The sequence below is a fragment of the Kaistia nematophila genome (genome assembly GCF_026343855.1).
In the GTDB taxonomy this organism is placed as follows: Bacteria; Pseudomonadota; Alphaproteobacteria; order Rhizobiales; family Kaistiaceae; genus Kaistia; species Kaistia nematophila.
This window is the reverse complement of the sequence record NZ_JAPKNK010000007.1, coordinates 231,296-251,505: the sequence shown is the minus strand read 5'-3', so window position 1 is coordinate 251,505 and position 20,210 is coordinate 231,296. Positions and strand designations below refer to the sequence as shown.

Sequence of the window (20,210 nt, the reverse complement as noted above, 5' to 3'; positions counted from 1 at the left end):
GTCGCGACGAAATATCGAATGCCGGCTCGTTTCGCGCCGGGCGCCACGGCGTTGCGCCGCGCCCCGCGATGGCTCATGACCTCCACCGCGCCACCAGCCGCCCTCGCCGGCACGCCCGCCAGCCGGCTGCGGCAGGATTTCGAGGCCTGGGCGCGGGCCTCCGGCCGCCGGGCCGATTTCCGGCTGGCGCTTCGCCTCGCCTTTCTCGAACCCGGCTTCCAGCTGGCGCTGTCGCTGCGGCTGCAGGAAGCGCTCGGCCGCGTGCCGCTCGTCGGCCGGGCGCTGCGCCGGCTGCTCTGGTATGCGACGACGATTGGGACAGGCTGCCACATCGCGACCGGCGCCAGCTTCGGCGGCGGCCTCTACATGCCGCACCCGACCGGCATCGTCATCGGCAGCGGCGCGCGGGTCGGCAGCCACGCCTCGATCTTCCAGCAGGTGACGCTCGGCCGGCGCGATCCCGATGTCGCCGGCGAGCCGACCGTCGGCGACCATTGCCGGCTCGGTGCCGGCGCCAAGATCCTGGGGGCGATCCGGCTGGGCGACCATGTTTCCGTCGGCGCCAATGCGGTGGTGCTCGCCGATGTCCCCGCCGGCCACACCGCCGTCGGCATCCCGGCCCGAATTCTTGCGCCGACCTAGATCATTTCAGCGTTTCACGAAAACGCCGAAGCAATCCAGCTCCTTGTCTTGGCGCGTTTTCTTCACGCGAACCGGCGTCCACTTCGCTCGAAAACGCTCTGGCCGCGCTCACGCCTCGATGGGGCGGCCGGCGATCCTTGCCATGAAGGCGAGCAGCCGTTCGCCGAGCTCGTCCTGGTCGAAGCGCCCGCGCCGCGCCCCGGCGTTTCGCCGCCACCCGGCGAGTTCCGCCGGATCGGCCAGCAGGCGTCGCAACGCACCGGCCCAGGCCGCACGGTCGCCCGGCGGCAGCAGATCGCCGGTGACGCCCGGCTCGACGAGTTCCGGCAGGCCGCCGACCCGGCTGGCGAGCACCGGCAGTCCCATCTCCAGCGCGCGGACGGCGACGCCCGGCCAGTTCTCCCGCCAGAGCGACGGCACGCAGAGCAGATCGGCCTCGCCCATCCATTCCCCCACCATCGCTTCCGGCACATGGCCGTGGAAGCGCAGCCAGCCGGCACCCGGATAGCGACGACGCAGCGCCTCGCCTTCCGGGCCATCGCCGACGACCGACAGCGAGACCGGGTGCGCCGCGGCGATTTCGGCAACCGCATCGAGCAGGTCCGCCACGCCCTTGCTGCGATGCAGCCGGCCGACATAGAGCAACCGAAGCCCGTCCGCCGGACTCCATTGCCGCGCCGGCGCCGGATAGAGGTTCGGATTGGGAATGCTCACATGCGGGTAGCGCGCGAGCGGGAACAGGGCTGCGAGCGCCGCGAGATTGGCCGCGGAGGGCGACGAGAAGCCGATCCGCCCGAAGCGGCCGACCAGCGCCGCCTTGTAGCGGCTCGAAAGACGGCAGCCGAGGCAGGGCCGGGCGCAACTCGCGCCATCTCGAAACATCGACATCCGCATACAGGCAAGGCCGAGATCATGCAGGACGAAAAGCGTCGGCAGGTCCCGCGCCGCGATCTCGGCGAGCGTGTTGTAGCCGAGGCCCTGCACGAAGTGGATATTGACGAAATCCGGCCGGAAGGCGTCCAGCACGCCGGCGACCAGGCGGCGGTTGCGCGGATCGACATGGTCCTGCGCATGCCAGATCGGCTTCCTCCAGGCGGCGGCGACCGGCGCATCACGGGCCGGATAGAGATGCGCCGTGCGCAGCCGCCAGATCCGGACGCCATCCACGATCTCGCCGTGCATTTCCTCCGCGCGCGAGGACGCCGTCGTCAGCACCGCCATCTCATGGCCGCGACCGGCGAGCCAGGCGGTGAAGTTGGCGGCGGAATTCTCGGCACCGCCGCGGCCATCGGGCGGATAGAGCGCGGCGATGACGAGGATGCGCATCGCTTCAGATCCGGACGGGGGTGACGAGCGGCGGCGGGCCGCCGGGCCGGCGGACCGGCAACGATCGGGCGGCCTCGCCTGCCGCCGCCCGCGGATCGAGCGCCTTGCCGGCGACGAGGCCGAGCAGGAAGCCGGAAAGGACAGACTCGACGACATTCGCCATCGCGCCGAGGATCAGCACCAGCATGGCGAGCAGGAAGAACAGCCGGTGTCGCGGGGGCGTCGCCTCGAAAAGGGCGGCATCGCCGCGCCAGAACGCGACGACGAACACAAGCGCGCCGACGCCGAAGGTCGTAGCGAGAAAGACGAAGAGATTGTCGCCCGGGCTGAAGCGGGCTGGATCGAAATAGGCCTGGCCCGCCCCGATACCGCCAAAGCCGACGCCAAGCAGGAGGCGCGGCCAGGCGGGATCGAGCAGCGCGTAGGCGCGCGGCCACATCTCCTCCATGCGCGCGACGACCGAGCCGAACGAAAGGAAGGCGAGATTGCCGCCTTCGCCGAAGCGAAGCCCGAGCAGCGCGGCGACCGGCAAGCCGATCGCGACCGCCAGCAGGCCGCCGATGACGAACTGGCTGAAGCGGAAACGCGAGCGGCCCGGCAGCCGGTCATGGAGAAGCAGGAAGAGTGGCGCGGCGAACATGGCGGCGAGCGGCGCCTTCGAGGTCGTCAGGCCGATCGCGACGACCGATACCAGCCAGACCACGACCTTTCTCGCGGACGGCATGGCGCCGGCCAGCAACAGCGCGCCGCCGATCGCAATCTGGTTGGCGGCGGTGAAGCTCGCCCGCGAAAAGCCGGGAAGCCGGTCGACGCCGAAGGCCTGCCATTCGCGCGCGAATTCGGCCTGAACGCCGAAGATCTCGTAGCTTTCGCCGACCCAGGGAAAGCGGAACGCCAGATTGGCGAGAACGCCGGCCACCGCGACGGCCCAGACGAACGCGACGAGGCGCAGCGCTGCCCCCGCCGCCCCGGTCGCGACCACCACCATGCCGAGGAAGACCGGCATCCAGGTGTAGAGGCCGAAGGCGACCTGCGCCGGCGGCTGGCCGAGCAGCAGGGCATAGGGCAGCCAGAAGGCCGGAAGCGCGAGAATCGCCAGCGCAATCGCGTCGCGGCGCAGCGAGCCGAACGCCGTCACGACATAGGCGGCGACCAGCGCGGCCACGGCGAGGAATGGCGCATAGGAGAGCCCGACAAGACCGAGCGCCTGCAGGCCATAGCGGATCGGACCGCTCAGCGCATCGGTCGCGAGCATCAGGGCCAGCGCCGCGAGTGCCGGTCGCCGAAAGGAGAAAGCCGGGTTGCCGTTCATCCGAAGCTGCGCCTGCCGCACGATGGAGGCGCGTCGATCCCGTGCTGTCCGTTCCCCCCGCGCCGCCTCGCATGCTGCCCACGGCATGCCGTTGCGTCAACCGCCGCGTGCGGCCCGCCTCCGTTGCGCGCAGTCCGCTATTGCGGTTTCGCCGATGCCAGCCGCGTCAGCCCGGCCTGGAGACCGTCATGGCCGAAATCATAAGTCCGCGTGGCGCCGCCCTTCAGCGTCACCGTCGAACGCGTCTTGCCGGCGGCCCGCATCAGCTCGATGAAATCGGCGCCGAGCTTCGCCCGCACCTCGCAGGAGGCCGGCGCACAGGATTCATAGGGAACGACGCTCGGCTTGCCTTCGTCGAGCGCGAGTTGCATGCCGCGCCCGACCAGCACGCCAGTCGGCAGCGTCCAGATGCCGACGAGGTCGCCGGCGGTGTTGCGCTCAATCCGCCAGGACACGTCGGACTGGCGCAGGGTCTGCGTCAGCGAACAGGCCGCGGCATCGCAGGCGAGGAGCCACGCGCCGATGCGCTCGCCGGCATCGACGGTGGAAGCAACCGCCTGTCCCGATGTGGACGCCGGCGAGATCCAGCTCAAAAGCCGGTCGGCGCCCGCCATGGCGGCCAGACGGTCGAAGCCGGCGCTGCGCCAGGTCCAGGCGACGGCGGCGATCGACGCCAGCACCAAAACGGCAAAAATGATCCAGAGCAGTCCGCGTCCGCCCGGTTCCTCGTCATCATAAGCGTCGCGCATCGCCTGGCGCCCCTCCGCCCGTCGACCATCCGCCAGAATGTTCCGTTCGCCGGGCCGGGAACCCGAGAGTCCCCGGCCATCGGCCGGCTACTTGATCTTGCCGTAGGTGGCCGAGAAGCCCGCGAGCGACATCGGCAGCTTGATCGGTTCCTTGTTGAGATTCTGGAACGTCACGTTGAGCTTCTGGCCCTTGAACATCGCGGCCAGCAATTCATCGGATACCGGCGCGCCGGCATAGCAGCCGCCGGCGTCGCAGGTCTGCAGCGGCAGCGACAGCGGCGCAGCGCCGTCGACGTCGAGCGTGACGCCGCCGGCGAGCGAAAGACCGAGCGGCCCGCGGATCATCAGAACCGGCTTGCGCGTCTGCGAGGGTACGCGGATGGTGATCGAGCCGATCAGCTGGCCGGAGCCGGAGATCACGGCGCGCTGTTCCATCTGGCATTCGAGCTCGGCGGCGCGGCCGGGCCCCTGGCAGGTGCTGAGCCAGCTCGGCGCGGGCGCCTGCTTGTTGGCGCCGAGCACCGGCACGTCGCCGGCCTGTTCCTGCGCCCCGGCGAGAGCCGGCGCCGCCAGAAGAAGCGCCATGGCGGCGAGCGAAGAGCGCAACCGGCCCGCGAATTCGTAGTTCATTCCAATCCCCCAAAGCCTGAACATCGCCTTGAGCCCCCGCCACGGACATGTCGGCCGGCGGCGTCTGACCGTGTGGCGCTTCGCCATGTGGCGCCTCGCGAATGCCGCCACGGCAGGAGCGACGAATGTTCCCTCTATAGACGAGCGCGGCCGAGATGCCAGCGGAAGATGAGACAACCGGCCGCTCGCGGGGCGAGTGGGGCCTGTTGTCGGCGCGGGTGGCATCGATGCCACGGTCCGCCCCCTTCCCCCCAAACGAGAACCGCCGGCCCGAGGGCCGGCGGCATCACGATCTTGCGGGCCGTCACCAGGCCCAGTTGGCGCCGATCTTACCGGTGCCGCCGACATAGTCGTCGCCGAAGCGGAGATCCGCCTTGGCGAAGCCCGTCCATCCGCTCTTGGAGGAGAAGATGTTGATGCCCGCGCCGACCTCGCCGAACACGTCCGGCGCATTGTCGTCGACGACGAGGCCCGGGCCGCTGTCGAGGAAGACGGAGTGGTCGCTGAGCAGATCGCCGACGATGCCGACGCTGAGGTAGGGATCGTACTTGACCCCGTCCTTCAGCACCGTGCCGCCGAAGCGGGCGCCGAGCTTGCCCTCGAGGCCGTCGCCATTGTCGAAATTGACCTGCGTGCCGGACAGGTTGACGTCGTCGATCTTCGTATTGGCATAGGCGAGGCTGGCGTTCGGCTCGATGAACATGCCGGTAGAGGTCAGGAAGCGATAGCCCGACTCGACGCGGACGCCGATGGTGGTGGCGTCGGTCCCGGCATCGACGCCCGCGACATTATAATCGGCGTTCAGGAAGTCGCCCTTGACCAGGCCGTCGACATAAAGGCCGCCCTTGACCCAGCTCGCATAGATGCCGACCTGCGGGCCGGAGAACCTGACGCTGTCGCCATTGTCGAAATTGGCCTTGCTCGTCACATAGCCGCCGAGCACGCCGGCGACCAGAACGCCATCGGCCACCGTACCCTCGAACTCATGGTCGAAACCGGCCTGGAAGCCCCAGAGCGTCTGGTTGTAGCCGGTGCCGATCTTCACCGACTGGTCGGCGAACGGGGTGATGGTGGTCTCCGTGCTGCGGTCGGCGCCATTGCCGATCAGGCGGCCCCACAGGCCCGACTTCTTGGTCGGATCGGTCGTGCTCTGCTGCGCGCTGGTGCGCAGGTCGCCGGCGCGGTCGATCCAGCTCTCCGAAGTCGTGTTCCAGATGCCCTGGGCGATGCCGCCGAACTCGGAGAGGTTGTAGGCGCTGGCATTGGCGTAGCTGGCGAGCACGAAGCAATCATTGCCGCCGCAGGCCGTGTCGCCGTCACTGTCCAGGAACATGTCATAGTTCCAGAGACCCTTGGAGATCGGGCCGCCGGCGAGCACGAAGTCGCCGGCATTGGCCGAACCGGGATTCAGGACGTCGACGACGCCGATGCCGGTCGGGTTGTAGATGCCGGGACCCGTGTAGAGGTCATTGACGCCGACATAGGTGACGCCGCCGCCAGAGATCGAGCCGATCTTCAGCGTGTCGCTGACGGACCCCGCCGGGCCGACTTCGGCATCAACATAGAGCCAGGCCGTGCCGGTGTTGTTGTAGTCGGCTGACGACATGTCGACGACATCATTGGCCAGGCTGTTCGGGTACTGCATGACGATGCCGCCGCCCGTGGCGATGAAGGTCTCCAGCCCCGGCGTCGTCGTCAGGCCCTGCGAGAAGAACAGCCCGGTATTGGTGAAGACATCGACGCCGCCGCCGAAATCGAACGTCGTGTCGCCATCCTCGCCGGCGACGATCGCGCCGGAGTTCTCAAGGAGGTTGTCGCCCGAGCCAAAGGTGTTGAGGCCGCTCGTGTGCCAGCTCTCGAAGCTGGAGTTGTGGAACGCGTTGTTGGCGTCGTTGAGCGCGAGCGTGCCGTAGATCTGGCCGCTGTTGTAGATCGTCAGGCTGCCCGTGCCGCCGGTATTGTCGATCACCAGCTTGCTGGTCAGGCCGCCCGTGTTGATATCGCCGTTGTAGTCGTTCCAGAGTTCGGCATTACCGGCGCCGGCGCGGACCAGATATTCGGTCTGGCCGGTGCTGATGTCGCCATCATTGTAGAGGCTGATCTTGAGGCCCGTCGCCACGACGCCGTTGCCGGCGCCGGTGATATCGGCCGAACGGGTGGTGGAGACACGGACCTCGCCGGTGCCATTGCTTGTCGCGCGGATGCCGGCACTGTTGGCGCCGGTCGTCTCGATGTCGCCGCGCGCCACGATCGCCGTCGTCCCGGCGCTGCCGGCATTGGTGATCAGGGCCGAGATGCCGTCGCCGGCCGTGTTGATCTCGCTGCTGCGCCAGGTATCGACATTGATGTTGCCGGTGCCGCCGAGCGACGTGGCGGAGATGCCCGTGCCCAGCGCGGCCGTGGTGGTGATGTCGCCGGCGACGCTGACCGAGATGGTGCCGGAGCCGAGCGAGCTGGCGGCGACGCCGGTCAGGTCCGTCGTGATGTCCGACTGGCGATGGACGGTCACGTCGACATTGCCGCTGCCGAGCGCGCTCGCGACGATGCCCGTCAGGCCGTCCGTGATGTCGCCACGGGTCTCGACCGTGGCCGTGCCGTTGGTCACCGTCGCCGCGATGCCGACGCCGAGCGGGCCGGTCGCCTCGATCGTGCTGCCGCGATGGGTCGTGATGTCGACGGAGCCCGAGCCGGTCGACGTGCCGACGACGCCGAACAGCCCGGCGGAGACCGCGGAACCGCGGCCGATGTCGATGTCGACGGCGCCGCCATTGGAATCGCCGTGCACCGCCGTGCCGAGCGCCGAGACCGAGCTGTCGCGCCCGGTCGAGATGTCGACGATGCCCGCCCCGCTCGCGCTCGCCCTGACGCCGTACAGGCCGCCCGAGACCGTGGCCTCGCGGCCGACATCGATCTCGACCGTGCCGGTCTTCGACTGCCCGCTGATGGCCGTGCCGATCGCCGACGAGCTCGCGGCGCTGCCGCGACCGGTCTCGATGAAGACGCTGCCCGTGCCCGTCGCTTCACCCGAAATGCCGGCGAGGCCGCCGGACGTGATCGAGCCGTCGCCGGTCTCGATGTCGACATTGCCGTTCACCGTCTCGCCGCGGATGGCGGTGCCGAGAAGGGCCGAGGTCGCCGTGACGGTGCGCCCCTCGGCCGTGGTGATCGTGACGTTGCCCGTGCCGGCCGCATCGCCGCGGATGCCGCCGAGCGTGCCGGATACGGAACCGTTTTCCGTCACGTTGACGATGACGCTGCCGTTGCCGCCGCTGGCGCGCGCGTCGATGCCATAGCCGAGCGGAACGCCCAATGCCGAGTAGGTGCTGGTGACCGAGCCGTCGGCATTGACCGTGATGCCGGCGCCGCCGGTCGCCCGCAGCTTGATGCCGGAGCCCGTCGTGGCGGACACGGAGGTGCCCTGCCCGGTCGAGACACTGATCGGTGCGTTCGAACCCGAGGTGCGGACCTGGATGCCGTCATGGAAACCGAGCGTGCCGCCGCCGCCGGTGATCGAGCCGGAATTGTGCAGGATCGTGACGGCGGCATTGGTGCCGGCCGTGTTGATGTCGACCGCCGCGTCGCCGTTGAAGCTCTTGCCGTTGGTGATCGAGACGGGCGGCGCGCTCGGCACGGCGTTGGTCTGGAATTCGACCGTGCCGCCGGCGTTGCTGCTATTGGTGATCTTGACGCCCTGCTGCACCTGCGTGCCGTTCAGCACCAGCGTGAAGGCATCCGTCTGGCTGCCGTTCTGGCTATAGGTAATGCCCGAATTCTGGGCGGTCTGGTTGCCGCAGCTGACGACGTCGCCACTGCCATTGGTGCCGTTCACGACCGAGCCGCACTCGTTCGCCGCCATGGCGCTCGTCGGCAGCAGCACCCCGACCGCCGGAACGCCGAAGACGGCCAGGCTCAACGTCGCCAGGCTGGTGGTGGCCCGAAGCCGCCTCAGCCGCCTCGCCGGCGCAGCCCCGCCGGCCTGAACTGCAGAATTCTCGATCGGCATACCTGCCACTCCCCCGCATCACGCGCCGCGACACGGGTCCTCGCCCGCGTGCCGGCCAGCCGCCGGACCACCGCCACGACATGCCCAGGCCGCGGAGGAAAATCCGATCTCATGGCTGAGATACGAGATGGAAAGCCGCCGGCTTGTCCAGATGGCGCAACTCAGAGGTTGTCTTTCGCAACCTGAGGGAGTCCCCGGCGGTTAACCATGAGGTCGGTCCCGACCCTGCCTGTCCCACCGGCAGGAATAGTTCGGATTTTGAACCTTTTGTCATATTGATGATTTATAAGGGATACGAATTACTTAACGGCACACAATGCCCAATCGTTAATCAGGCCGGCGACTGTCTTTGCACAAGAATCATGCGGCCTGTTGCCCATGGGACACAGGATTCCGGGCGCCGAGCGCCGGCGAATCAGCAGCGCACGCCATCGGGCGCTTCGCCCCTCCCCTCCGGACAGGGCGGGAGTCGACAGCTCCAGCGTTTCATGGGATCAAGCCGCGCCTATTCAAGGAGAACGGCGGAATGGACACCAACACCAAGGCTCTGATCGACGAGATCAATCACGCCATGCGCAACATCGATGCCGGCATGACCGCGATCATGGCCTTCGTCGCCTCGATCCCGGGCGCCAAGGACGTCGACATCGAAGCGGTCAAGGAACGGCTCAACGTGCCGAGCAATTTCAAGGCCGGCACCCGCCAGCCGCCGCCGAACCTCGTCGTTGCCGAAGTGCTCGACCGCCTGAAGCGGATGGCCGACAAGTAAGCGCGCCCGCGCCGGACCATCCGGCGCGCGCAGAACGGGCGGTCGAACCCGGCACCACTTCGGCGCGCGAAGAGCGCTTCGCGCGTCGTCTTGCCCGAACCGCCGCACAACTGCGCCCGTGCGCCGCCAATGCTGCGCCGCATCGTCGAAAGCCGCGCTTCGCCGCGATTCATCGCGATTCTTGGGGTGCAATCCGGCGCAAGCTCGGCTATACGAGCTGCCATCATCCTGACGCAAAGCACACGGCGCCTTTCGCCGCGACCGCGACCTTTAAGCCTGCCATCGCGAGCCTGATCGGTCGAAGCACACGGGTCGCCGCTGCTGCCGCGTCCCCGTGGAGCACATTTCTCAATGTCATCGACCCTCGCTGCGACAGCCAGGAATGCCGCGCCGGCCAATTCGCGTTCGCGCGTCATCCTGGCCAGCCTCGTCGGCACGACCATCGAATTCTACGATTTCTACGTCTATGCGACGGCGGCGGTGCTGGTGTTCCCGCACCTGTTCTTCCCGACCGGCAACGAGACGACGGCGCTGCTCGCCTCCTTCGCCGTGTTCGGCGCGGCGATGGTGGCCCGTCCGCTCGGCGCCATCTTCTTCGGCCATCTCGGCGACAAGCGCGGCCGAAAGATCACGCTGGTCGGCGCGCTGCTGACCATGGGCATCGCCACCTTCCTGATCGGCGCGCTGCCGACCTATGACTCGGTCGGCTGGCTCGCCCCCGCCCTGCTGGTGCTGCTGCGCCTCGCCCAGGGCTTCGCGCTCGGCGGCGAGTGGAGCGGCGCGGCGCTGGTCGCGACCGAGAACGCACCGCCCGGAAAGCGCGCCATCTTCGGCACCTTCCCGCAGCTCGGCGCGCCGCTCGGCTTCATCATCGCCAATGGCCTGTTCCTGACGATCGCGGCGCTGCTTCCGTCCGACGATCCGTCGCGCCCGTCGACCGCCTTCCTGAATTGGGGCTGGCGCATTCCGTTCCTGTTTTCGGCAGTGATGGTCATCGTCGGCCTCTGGGTCCGGCTGAACCTCGTCGAGAGCAAGGCGTTCGAGAAGACGGTCGAGACCGGCAAGGTCCAGAAAGTGCCGCTCGCCGCCGCCTTCAAGCTGCACTGGAAGGAGCTGATCCTCGGCACCTTCTACATGCTGGCGACCTATGTGCTCTTCTACCTGATGACGACCTTCTCGCTCAGCTATGGCCGCGCCGGCGTCGCCGCGCCGCTGCCGGGCCTCGGCTTCGACTATCGCACCTTCGTGCTGATGATGATCGTCGGCGTCGTGTTCTTCGGCATCTTCACGCTCGCCTCCGGCCCCTGGGCCGATCGCTGGGGCCGCCGCAAGACGCTGATCTGGGTCACCCTCGGCATCATCCTGTTCGGCCTGCTCTGGGTGCCGATCCTGTCGCTCGGCACGGTCGGCGTGATGGCCTGGCTGATCCTTGGCTTCACGCTGATGGGAATGACCTTCGGCCCGATGGGCGCGCTGCTGCCGGAACTCTTCCCCGCCAATGTGCGCTACACCGGCTCGGGCATTTCCTACAACGTCTCGTCGATCCTCGGCGCCGCCGTGGCACCGTTCATCGCGGTGGCGCTGTGGAGCTACGGCGCCGGCAGCCCGTTCTGGGTCGGCGTCTATCTGTCGGCGATGGGCGTGCTGACGCTGATCGCGCTCATCCTCGGCAAGGAAACCAAGGACGTCGACATCAACAGCTGATGCCTGCCTCGGACGCCGTCCAAAACAGAGGCCCGCGCGGATCGCTCCGCGCGGGCCTCTTTCTATTCCGAGGATCGCGATCGCCCGAAAACCTCGAGACGGACGGCGTCCCGGTGATCAGGCGATCAACTGGCCGAAGGTCAGCCAGACCGGCCCCAACCCCATCAAGACGCGGACTGCGCCGTCGACGATCTCCCTGCCGGGCGGAAAGCCGTATCCGGCGCCCCTGCCCCGATCCTGCACGGGCAGTTCGTCAAAGGTCTCGTGGCCCGCCTCCGCCTCATGCCAGGCGGCGAGCTCCTCACTGAGCGCGGCGACGACCGAATCCGGCGATCGCAGGGACATGCAGGGCGCCTGCTCGTGCCCCTTCGCGCATCGATTCATCCAGTTTTCGTTCACCCACCAGCAATCGCCGCAGACCGGCGGCCGCAGATTGATGTTCTGCGGATAGGCGTAGTAGTCGACAGAAGTCGGCCCGAACACGACGCAGGACCGGACATCGAAACAGCTGGCCAGATGGACGATGCCGGACTCGTTGTCGATGTTCAGATGCGCATGCTGGATGATGGCCGCGAGTTCCCGAATCGTGGTCGCCCCGATCAGGTTGAGGTCGGCGGAAGCGATGGCCTTGCTGGTCACCGTTCCGACCTGGACGACGAGAAGATCGGGATAGAGCCTCTTCAACCGCGCGACGACGTCGTCGAACCGGGCATAGACCTTCGTGGAAGTCGGCGCCGCCTTGTCGAACTCGGCGTCGAAGCCGTTATGGATCGTGACATAGGCCCGACCGGCCAGGCCGAACTTCTCGAGCGCGCCGGGGTCGGTCTCGATCGGCAGCGCATCGCCGCCATAGGGGATGTTCGCCATGCCCTGCAGGAAATTGCGCCTGCCGTAGCCCATGAAGCTCGCGATCCGGCCCAGATGGCCATCCAGCCGGGGATGATGCTGGATGCAGGCCTCGATGCTCGGACGGAATTCCTCGAGCCTGACAGCGACGTCGCGCAGTTTCGGCGCACGTTCGGACAGGTACATCCAGTCGACCGTCTCGGTATAGACGACCGCGAACTGCGTGACATAGAAGGCCACGGCGTAGCTCGGCCGAAGGCGATCCCAGAGGATCCTCTCGTGGAAACACGCCACGGGCGCATCGAGCGACCGGAAGATCCAGGCCGCGATCTCGCGCTTGGGCGAATAGATGTCCAGGGCGAGCGGGCCGACCGCGGCGATCAGGTCGCGGAGGAAGCGGGCCGCGACGATATGATCGCCGATGCCGCCTGTCACCCTGACTGCAACCTTAAGTGGAGCGTCCGGCCCGGCGCTCTGCCGCAACCGATGGATATCCTTGGCGATTCGCCGCGCCTGCTGGGCGGCCGAGAAGCGGCGGGAGAACCGGCGGAACTCGGCTAATACTTTTTTCACTTGGCTATAGCCCTTGGACCATCGCGTAACGGAAACTAACGAACGGCAATCTCGATGTCGAAGGGGCTTCCGCTACGAAATCTAACTTGCCGCTAGACATATTATTCATAAGGCGTGAAAATGATAGCCGATTGACGGGACAACGGCGTTCGCGCAGCAAATTTCGGCCATGGCACGACTAAAGACCATACTTCAGCGAGCCATGGAGGCAATCTGGCCCGCGCATGACAATCCGACGCACGATTTCCCAAAAAATGTGGCCGGCGAGGCGGACGGAAGTTTTTCTGTCCTTATTATTAAAATCGATCACCTTGGTGACTTCGTAACGGCCATTCCCGCCCTTCGTAGACTTCGATCATCCTGGAACAACGCGGACATTACTCTGCTCTGCTCCGAGAGCCTGGTCGAATTTGTTTGCTCACTCAAGGTTGTGGATCGCGTCGTGGGCATACCGCCTCCGCGGAGCGACAATCCGGCGCTGCTGGAACCGTCGGATCTCGGCGCGATCCGGCAATCCCCTTTCGACGTCGCAATCGACCTCCGCCATGACGGCGACACCCGCCACCTGCTGGACGCTGTCCAGGCCCGATACCGGGTGGGATATGCCTCGCGGCACTCCACGCTGCAGCTCGACGTCGAGCTTCCCGAGCTCGAGAAGAGCGCCCGCCGCCGCGGCAAGCAGGGAATCAGCAACCGCGCACGCCTCTCCCTGCTCGTCGAGGCCGCGATCCAGAGCATCCAGGTTCCCGTCGTTCGCACCGATCGCCCGACCCTGGCGGCCAAACGCAGACAAGCCCGGCAGACCATCGCGATCGCCCCGAGCGCGCGATCCCCGATCAAGATGTGGCGGACCGATCGCTGGATCGCGCTGTGCCACCGCCTCATCGCGGCGGACTTCGCCATCGTCCTGGTCGGTGACGCCGGCGACAGAGAGACCTGCGACGCCATCGCCCACGGGCTGCCGGCCGCCTCCGTCGTCAACCGTGCCGGCGAGATGACGCTGCCGGAGGTTACGGCGGCGATCTCAGACAGCGCGCTCTTCATCGGACTCGACACCGGATTGGCGCATATCGCCTCGTCCACCGGTTCCGCCGCCCTCGTGCTGTTCTCCGGCCATGCCGACCCTCAGGTCTGGGCGCCGGACGGCCCCGATGTCGGCATTCTCCGCAACGACGTCCCCTGCGCGCCCTGCCATGCAACCCGGATGGAGCAATGCCTGTTCGATCACCGCTGCATGGACCTGCCGCTGGACTTTGTCTGGGAGGCCGCCTCCGCCAGACTGGGCCAGTCCGGGGGCGGGCAAAGGCGACTGGCGAGCTGAGCGAACCGCGGAGCCTAGCTTGACGATATTCACCAGCCTGCGGTCGTCGCCCTCCGGCATTCTCCGTCCTCCGGCCGCTGCCGCGACGACGCCGGAGAGCACCCTCGATGTCGGTACGAACACGCTTGCGCGCGAGCGCCTGCTGCAACCGGGCAAGCCATTGCTCGTAGTCTTCGGCCCCGGCGAACTGGATGCCGAGCGCCCCGTCTATCGCAGCCTCCTCGCGCCGGTCGACTGCAACTACGTTATTTTCCAGTCACGCTCGACGGACTTCTTCATCACCGACTGGGCGGCGATTGTCGCGCATGTCCGGACGCTCGCCGCACGTTCAGCCGCGCGACGGATCGTCTCCTGGGGCTTCTCCATGGGCGGATATGCATCCGTCCGCCTCGGCCTGAACCAGGACCCTATTCTTGACTGCTCGGTTGCCATAACGCCGCATTTTCGTCTGGACGCTCCGGTTTCGCGGGCGCAGGTCCTTCGGCAACTGCCCGACAATGCGGAGCTTCCGGATCTCGTCGACGCGCTCAACCGAAGCGAAGGGCCCACGCGGTTCCGGATCTACCTGCCCACGCATTCCATCCGCGACACGCTGCATGTCCGCGATGCGCAACAGGTAGCCAGCGCCAACGCCGACATCCGCTATCTCAATGTCGATCATGGCATCGAGGTCAAATGGAAGGAGGACGGGTCGCTGCGGTCCGCCTTCGCCGCCCTCGTATCCGGCCGTCCGTGGAGCGGCGACGAGACATACACGGCCTCGCCCGTCGACATCGCGACCGCAGTCGCCGCCGTCGATTATCTCTACCAGAGCCACGGCGAACTCCGGCCGCTCCAGAAGCTTGACGACGAAGGCGTGATGGAGGCCGAGTGGCATCTCCAGAAGGCCAGGGCGTATCGCGCCGGACAGGATTGGAACGGTTTTCGCGGAGCTGCGTTTCGGTCGCTGCAATTGGGCGCGGCGCGCGGCGGCTTCCCGAGAGTCTATCGCGAGGCCTTCGAGGAGAGCCGCACGCCGCCCGGCGTGGCCGCCGCGATTCTGGCCTGGACCCTGCGCTACGACATCGAGGCGACCCGGGAATTGCTGGAGACGCCCCGCGCGCTCGAGATCATTCGGGGGCCGCTCGAATTCGACGACCTCTGCTATCTCCTGCCCTTCGCCACGGCCGAGCGCGCGACCACGGCCGCGCAACAGATCCTGTTCCGGTGCAGCGGCGCCAAGGCGGGCGATCTCGGCGTCTTCGCGCTGGCCGTGGTCGGCCTGGACATGGCCGACGCGGTGGAGCGGCTCGCCCACGGCGCCGCAGCGAACAATGTCCACGCCACGGCCGACGCGCTCTTCGCCAGGCTCGCCCTGATGCGCGCCCCGTCGGCTTCCGATCGCGAGGCATGGCAAAGGACGCGCGCCGCGATAGGCCTGCCGCCGCCATCGCCGGAAACCTAGCTGACGCCAGCCTCGGACGTTGCCGAATACAAGAAGCCCGCGCGGATCGCTCCGCGCGGGCTTCTTCTTTCTTTTTGCCGTCGGCTTCGCTCAGGCCAATTGCGGCAGGACGGCTTCGAGTTCCGAGCGGCGCGGCTCGAGGAAGGCCGGCAGCTTCAGCGCCTCGCCGAGGCTTGCCTGCGGCTCGTCGACGGCGAAGCCCGGGACGTCGGTCGCGATCTCGAACAGCACGCCGTTCGGCTCGCGGAAATAGACCGAGCGGAAATAGTCCCGGTTCTTCTGCGCCGTCGTGCGCAGGCCGTGGTTTTCGGCGAGCTTGCGCACCATCTCGGCCTGCGCCGCGTCGTCCGCCGCGCGGAAGGCGACGTGATGCACGGTGCCGACGCCGAGATTGCCGCGCGGAAAGCCGCCGACGACCCGGAGGTCGACGATGCCGCCCGCCTTGGCGCCCTCGACCTGGTAGCGCACCGTCTGCTCCTCGCGTCCGGCCTCGGCGAAGCCGAAGACGTCGATGAGGATGCCGCCGGTCGGCTGCGCGTCCTGAAGGAGCAGCGTCACGGAATGGAAGCCGCGGATGGCATACTCGGCCGGGACTTCGGCGCTGCCGCTCCAGCCAGGCTCCGCTTCCGCGCCCGCAACACCGACCAGCGAGAGACGGACGCCGTCCGGATCGCGGAAGACGAGGACCGGTTCGTCGAAGCGGCGGGCCGGCGTCTCGTGCACGACGCCCTTTTCGACCAGGCGCTGCGTCCAGAAGCCGATCGAGGCCGCCGGCACGCGGAACGCCGTCTCGAAGGTCTCGCCGGCGCCGACCTGGCCGGCCGGCGCACGCTCCCAGGGGAAGAAGGTCAGGATCGTGCCGGGATGGCCGAACTCGTCGCCATAGTAGAAGTGATAGGTGCGCGGGTCGTCGAAATTGACGGTCTTCTTGACCAGGCGCAGGCCGAGCACCCCGGTGTAGAATTCGAGGTTGCGGCGCGCCGGACCGGAGATCGTGGTGACGTGGTGGATGCCGTTCGACATGAGGGTCTCCCGTTCTTTGCTGAGCGCGAAAGGCGCGCTCGTTTCGAGAGCGAATGTAGGCGAGCCGCCCCTGCCCCGCCACGCGGGCTTCGGTGAACGATCTGTCGCCGGGTTTCCTGCGGGGCGTCGGCAGGGGAAGAAAGGCCCTCACCCCACCCTCTCCCGCAAGCGGGCGAGGGCTTTTCGGTCGGGGCCACGTCGAAGTCGAGCTTGGCTGGATCTCCCCCTCTCCCGCGCGCGGGAGAGGGCTGGGGTGAGGGTCTTCTCAGCGGGCGAACCGCCTTGCGCCGGCGACGCAGGCGATGACCGCGAGCGTCACGACCAGCATGGTCCAGCTGACCGGCTCGCCGAGCAGCCAGGCGGCGAGCGCCAGGCCGAAGATCGGCTGCAGCAGTTGCAGCTGGCCGACGGCGGCGATGCCGCCCAGCGCCAGGCCGCGATACCAGAACACGAAGCCGATCAGCATGCTGAACAGCGACACATAGCCGAGGCCGAGCCAGGCCGGCGCGGCGATGCCGTCGAAGCTCGGCGGCCGGCAATAGAGCGCCACCACGAGCATGACCGGCAGCGACAGCACCAGCGCCCAGGAGATCACCTGCCAGCCGCCGAGCGTGCGCGAAAGCCTCGCCCCTTCGGCATAGCCGAGGCCGCAGACGAGGACCGCCGCCAGCATCAACAGGTCGCCGGCCGGCGAGGCCGTCAGCCCCTGCGACAGGGCGAAGCCGGCGACGGCGGCGCTGCCGAGGCCGGAGAAGATCCAGAAGGCGGGGCGCGGCCGCTCGCCGCCGCGCAGGACGCCGAAAATCGCGGTCGCGAGCGGCAGCAGGCCGATGAAGACGATCGAATGCGCCGAGGTGACGTGCTGCAGCGCCAGCGCCGTCAGCAGCGGGAAGCCGAGCACGACGCCGCCGGCCACGACCGCGAGGGCTGCGAGATCGCGGCCGCTCGGGCGCTTCTGCTTCATCAGCAGCAGCAGCGCGAGCGCCAGCATGCCGGCGATGGTCGCCCGCGCCACGGTCAGGAAGATCGGGTCGAACTGCAGCACGGCCATGCGGGTCGCCGGCAGCGAGCCGCTGAAGATGAGCACGCCGATAAATCCGCTGATCCAGCCGCCCGTCGCCTTGTCCATGTCGCACCTTTCCGAGATCGTGGCCGACTGAATGCGCGCAAAGGACTTTCCGTGCCAGAGACAGAGCGATACAGTTTGGACAAACTGTCATGGTGCACGGAGCAATACAGATGAGCCTTGAGACGGGCGGCGGCCCGCTGACGGCGCGCGTGATGACCGTGATCCGGCAGCGCATCGCCAATCGCAGCCTGATCGCGGGGGCCCGGCTGCCCTCGATCCGCGCGCTGGCGCAGAGCCAGCAGGTCTCGACCTCGACGGTGGCGGACGCCTATGAACGCCTCGTCGCCGAGGGCGCGATCCAGTCGCGTCCCGGCTCCGGCTTCTATGTCGCCAGCCAGGCGGCGCCGCTGGCGCTGTCGGAAATCGGCCCGAAGCTCGATCGCGCCATCGACCCGCTCTGGGTGTCGCGCCAGTCGCTCGATGCCGGCGACGACGACCTGAAGCCCGGCTGCGGCTGGCTGCCGCCCGCCTGGTTTCCGGAAGAAGGCTTGCGCCGGGCGCTGCGCGGCCTCGCCCGCGCCGACAGCGCCGCGCTTTCCGATTACGGCACGCCGCTCGGCCTCGCGCCGCTGCGCCAGCTGATCGGCCGGCGCCTGACGGAAAAGGGCGTCGAGGCGTCGCCCGACCAGATCCTGCTGACGGAATCGGGCACGCAGAGCATCGACCTGATCTGCCGCTTCCTGGTCGAGCCCGGCGATGTCGTGCTGGTCGACGACCCCTGCTATTTCAATTTCCAGGCCCTGCTGCGGGCGCATCGCGTCACCATGGTGAGCGTTCCCTATACGCCGAATGGCCCCGACCTCGACGCCTTCGCGAAAGTCTGCGCCGAGCGGCGGCCGCGGCTCTACATCACCAATTCGGCGATCCACAATCCGACCGGCGCGACGCTCTCGCCCGTCACCGCGCACCGCGTGCTGAAGCTCGCCGACCAGTTCGCGCTCACCATCGTCGAGGACGACATCTTCGCCGATTTCGAGACGCAGCCAGCGCCGCGGCTCGCCGCGTTCGACGGGCTGCAGCGGGTGGTGCAGATCGGCAGCTTCTCCAAGACGCTCTCCGCCTCGGCGCGCTGCGGGTTCATCGCCGCCCGCCCCGACTGGATCGACGGACTGGTGGACCTGAAGATCGCCACCACCTTCGGCGCCGGCCGCCTCAACGCCGAGGTGACGCTCGCCGTGCTGCGCGACGGCGGCTATCGCAAGCATCTCGAAGCGCTGCGCCTGCGCCTGTCGCGCGCCCGGGTCGAGGTGGGGGCGAGGCTGCACGATCTCGGCCTCACGCCGTGGATCGAGCCGCAGGCCGGCATGTTCCTCTGGTGCCGGCTGCCCGATGGCATCGAGGCGTCGGCCGTCGCCCGCGCCGCGCTGTCGCAGAAGATCGTGCTGGCGCCGGGCAATGCCTTCAGCGTCGCCCAGTCGGCCGGGAGCTATCTCCGCTTCAACGTCTCGCAATGCCAGGACGAACGCGTCTTCACCGTGCTCAAGGCGGCGATCGGCGAAGCTCTAAAGGCAGAAAGCCGGCCCTGAAGGAGGCCGGCTTTCGATCGGTAGAAGTGCTGCGGCTAACTTACTTGCGCAGGAAGTCGCTCAGGCGGCCGAGGCCTTCCGCGAGCTTCTCCTCGGAGGTGGCGTGGCACCAGCGCAGCCAGCCCTCGCCTTCCGGGCCGAAGGCGCGGCCGGGCGCGAGGCCGAGGCCGGTCTCGCGCACCAGGCGCTGCGCCAGCTCCAGCGAGTCGTCGTAGCCCTCGATCTTCAGGAAGGCGTACATCGCGCCGCCGGCGTCGGGGACGCTGACGCGGTTCAGCTTGCGCAGCCCGTCAACGAGGAATTCGCGCGTGCTGACCATCTGCGCGCGCATCCGTGCCACCTCCTCCTCGCCATGCTGGATGGCGGTGGCGGCGGCGCGCTGCGTCGGCTCGAAGATGCAGGAGAAATTGTATTCGACGAGCTTGGTCGCATCGCGGGCGAGCGTCTCGGGCAGGACCACCCAGCCGGCGCGCCAGCCGGTCATCGACCAGGCCTTGGAGAAGGAGTTGACCGAGATGATCCGGTCGCCCTCCTGGTAGTGGCGCAGGAAGGACGGGGCCGAACGCGGCGCCGGGTCATAGACCAGCCGCTCATAGACGTCGTCCGCCAGCACCCAGATGCCGTGCTTGCGGCAATGGGCGAGGATCGCCGCGATGCTTTCATCGTCGATCATCCAGCCGGTCGGGTTGTTCGGCGAGTTGATGATGACCATGCGGGTGTCGGGCGTCAGCGCCGCGATCAGCTTGTCGACGTCGAGCGTCCAGCGGCCGTTCTCGACCGAGAGCGACACGCGGTCGACCTTGGCGCCGAGGATCAGCGGCACCTCGCTGATGTTGGGCCAGAGCGGCGTCACCACCACCACGCGGTCGCCGGGCGACAGCACGAGCTGGTTGGCGATCTGCAGGCCGGTCATGCCCGAACCAGTGGCGACGATCCGCTCGACCGGGATGGAGCGGCCGTGCAGGTCGGTCAGGTAGGCGGAGATCGCCTCGCGCAGATAGGGACGGCCAAGGTTCTGCGAATAGAAGGTCTCGCCACCGGCCAGCGACGCCGCCGCCGCGTCGCGGATGAACTGCGCGGTCGCCCGGTCGGATTCGCCGAACCAGAAGGGCAGCACGTCGGCCTTGCCCATCGCGGCGTTGGCGACCTCGCGGATCAGCGAGCTGGAGAGCGCGCGGACGGCGGGCCGCGCTTCAACGGCGGTATCAATCAT

General features: G+C 67.9%; 15 protein-coding genes. 6 read left to right on the top strand and 9 right to left on the bottom strand.

Annotated features, from left to right (window positions below; translation table 11 throughout):
- The first annotated feature begins 75 nt into the window (after positions 1 to 75).
- A complete protein-coding gene (locus OSH07_RS17265; RefSeq protein ID WP_266339916.1) occupies positions 76 to 642 on the top strand; it encodes a serine O-acetyltransferase in 567 nt (188 codons plus the stop codon).
- Between the two features lie 108 nt (positions 643 to 750).
- Here the strand turns inward: OSH07_RS17265 and OSH07_RS17260 are convergent, their stop codons facing one another.
- From OSH07_RS17260 to OSH07_RS17240, 5 genes are all read right to left on the bottom strand, one after another.
- A complete protein-coding gene (locus OSH07_RS17260) occupies positions 751 to 1,968 on the bottom strand; it encodes a glycosyltransferase (protein ID WP_266339915.1) in 1,218 nt (405 codons plus the stop codon).
- Between the two features lie 4 nt (positions 1,969 to 1,972).
- A complete protein-coding gene (locus tag OSH07_RS17255) occupies positions 1,973 to 3,223 on the bottom strand; it encodes a hypothetical protein (RefSeq protein ID WP_266339914.1) in 1,251 nt (416 codons plus the stop codon).
- A gap of 194 nt (positions 3,224 to 3,417) precedes the next feature.
- A complete protein-coding gene (locus OSH07_RS17250; protein ID WP_266339913.1) occupies positions 3,418 to 4,029 on the bottom strand; it encodes an invasion associated locus B family protein in 612 nt (203 codons plus the stop codon).
- Between the two features lie 87 nt (positions 4,030 to 4,116).
- Complete coding sequence (locus OSH07_RS17245; RefSeq protein WP_266339912.1) at positions 4,117 to 4,659, bottom strand: invasion associated locus B family protein; 543 nt, start codon at positions 4,657 to 4,659, stop codon at positions 4,117 to 4,119.
- 304 nt (positions 4,660 to 4,963) lie between these two features.
- The gene (locus OSH07_RS17240; protein ID WP_266339911.1) at positions 4,964 to 8,662 is read right to left on the bottom strand and encodes an autotransporter domain-containing protein; all 3,699 of its coding nucleotides are present in this window, start codon (positions 8,660 to 8,662) and stop codon (positions 4,964 to 4,966) included.
- 526 nt (positions 8,663 to 9,188) lie between these two features.
- On the opposite strand from OSH07_RS17240, the gene OSH07_RS17235 reads away from it, so the two are divergent.
- Positions 9,189 to 9,431 (top strand): hypothetical protein, encoded by a 243-nt coding sequence (locus OSH07_RS17235; protein WP_266339910.1) that lies wholly within the window; start codon positions 9,189 to 9,191, stop codon positions 9,429 to 9,431.
- Positions 9,432 to 9,782: 351 nt separating this feature from the next.
- Positions 9,783 to 11,135, top strand: a complete 1,353-nt coding sequence (locus tag OSH07_RS17230) for an MFS transporter (RefSeq protein WP_266339909.1) — start codon at positions 9,783 to 9,785, stop codon at positions 11,133 to 11,135.
- A 117-nt stretch (positions 11,136 to 11,252) separates the two neighbouring features.
- Here OSH07_RS17230 and OSH07_RS24470 read toward each other — a convergent pair whose 3' ends face one another.
- Positions 11,253 to 12,554, bottom strand: a complete 1,302-nt coding sequence (locus tag OSH07_RS24470) for a glycosyltransferase family 9 protein (protein ID WP_266339908.1) — start codon at positions 12,552 to 12,554, stop codon at positions 11,253 to 11,255.
- Positions 12,555 to 12,723: 169 nt separating this feature from the next.
- On the opposite strand from OSH07_RS24470, the gene OSH07_RS17220 reads away from it, so the two are divergent.
- Positions 12,724 to 13,875: a glycosyltransferase family 9 protein gene (locus OSH07_RS17220; protein ID WP_266339907.1), complete on the top strand. Its 1,152-nt coding sequence runs from the start codon at positions 12,724 to 12,726 to the stop codon at positions 13,873 to 13,875.
- 19 nt (positions 13,876 to 13,894) lie between these two features.
- On the top strand, positions 13,895 to 15,319 hold the full coding sequence (locus tag OSH07_RS17215) for a dienelactone hydrolase family protein (RefSeq protein ID WP_266339906.1): 1,425 nt from the start codon (positions 13,895 to 13,897) through the stop codon (positions 15,317 to 15,319).
- Between the two features lie 90 nt (positions 15,320 to 15,409).
- Here the strand turns inward: OSH07_RS17215 and OSH07_RS17210 are convergent, their stop codons facing one another.
- Together OSH07_RS17210 and OSH07_RS17205 are read right to left on the bottom strand one after the other, a co-directional pair.
- Entirely contained in the window at positions 15,410 to 16,342 is a 933-nt protein-coding gene (locus OSH07_RS17210; RefSeq protein ID WP_266339905.1) for a ring-cleaving dioxygenase, read from the bottom strand.
- A 265-nt stretch (positions 16,343 to 16,607) separates the two neighbouring features.
- Positions 16,608 to 17,471, bottom strand: coding sequence for a DMT family transporter (locus OSH07_RS17205; protein WP_266339904.1), 864 nt, complete (start codon positions 17,469 to 17,471; stop codon positions 16,608 to 16,610).
- 89 nt (positions 17,472 to 17,560) lie between these two features.
- Here OSH07_RS17205 and OSH07_RS17200 point away from each other — a divergent pair, with 89 nt between their 5' ends.
- Positions 17,561 to 18,997 carry an aminotransferase-like domain-containing protein gene (locus OSH07_RS17200; protein WP_420909650.1) on the top strand — a complete coding sequence of 479 codons (1,437 nt, stop codon included), beginning with the start codon at positions 17,561 to 17,563 and terminating at the stop codon, positions 18,995 to 18,997.
- A 40-nt stretch (positions 18,998 to 19,037) separates the two neighbouring features.
- Here the strand turns inward: OSH07_RS17200 and OSH07_RS17195 are convergent, their stop codons facing one another.
- Positions 19,038 to 20,210 (bottom strand): pyridoxal phosphate-dependent aminotransferase, encoded by a 1,173-nt coding sequence (locus OSH07_RS17195; protein ID WP_266339902.1) that lies wholly within the window; start codon positions 20,208 to 20,210, stop codon positions 19,038 to 19,040.

Bases quoted from the DNA above. Each gene is read 5' to 3' on its own strand.
- OSH07_RS17235 (WP_266339910.1), top strand. From the start codon at position 9,189: ATGGACACCAACACCAAGGCTCTGATCGACGAGATCAATCACGCCATG.
- OSH07_RS17260 (WP_266339915.1), bottom strand. From the start codon at position 1,968: ATGCGCATCCTCGTCATCGCCGCGCTCTATCCGCCCGATGGCCGCGGC.
- OSH07_RS17250 (WP_266339913.1), bottom strand. From the start codon at position 4,029: ATGCGCGACGCTTATGATGACGAGGAACCGGGCGGACGCGGACTGCTC.
- OSH07_RS17230 (WP_266339909.1), top strand. From the start codon at position 9,783: ATGTCATCGACCCTCGCTGCGACAGCCAGGAATGCCGCGCCGGCCAAT.
- OSH07_RS17255 (WP_266339914.1), bottom strand. From the start codon at position 3,223: ATGCTCGCGACCGATGCGCTGAGCGGTCCGATCCGCTATGGCCTGCAG.
- OSH07_RS17205 (WP_266339904.1), bottom strand. From the start codon at position 17,471: ATGGACAAGGCGACGGGCGGCTGGATCAGCGGATTTATCGGCGTGCTC.
- OSH07_RS17245 (WP_266339912.1), bottom strand. From the start codon at position 4,659: ATGAACTACGAATTCGCGGGCCGGTTGCGCTCTTCGCTCGCCGCCATG.
- OSH07_RS17220 (WP_266339907.1), top strand. From the start codon at position 12,724: ATGGCACGACTAAAGACCATACTTCAGCGAGCCATGGAGGCAATCTGG.
- OSH07_RS17265 (WP_266339916.1), top strand. From the start codon at position 76: ATGACCTCCACCGCGCCACCAGCCGCCCTCGCCGGCACGCCCGCCAGC.
- OSH07_RS17210 (WP_266339905.1), bottom strand. From the start codon at position 16,342: ATGTCGAACGGCATCCACCACGTCACCACGATCTCCGGTCCGGCGCGC.
- OSH07_RS17195 (WP_266339902.1), bottom strand. From the start codon at position 20,210: ATGATTGATACCGCCGTTGAAGCGCGGCCCGCCGTCCGCGCGCTCTCC.
- OSH07_RS17200 (WP_420909650.1), top strand. From the start codon at position 17,561: ATGGTGCACGGAGCAATACAGATGAGCCTTGAGACGGGCGGCGGCCCG.
- OSH07_RS17240 (WP_266339911.1), bottom strand. From the start codon at position 8,662: ATGCCGATCGAGAATTCTGCAGTTCAGGCCGGCGGGGCTGCGCCGGCG.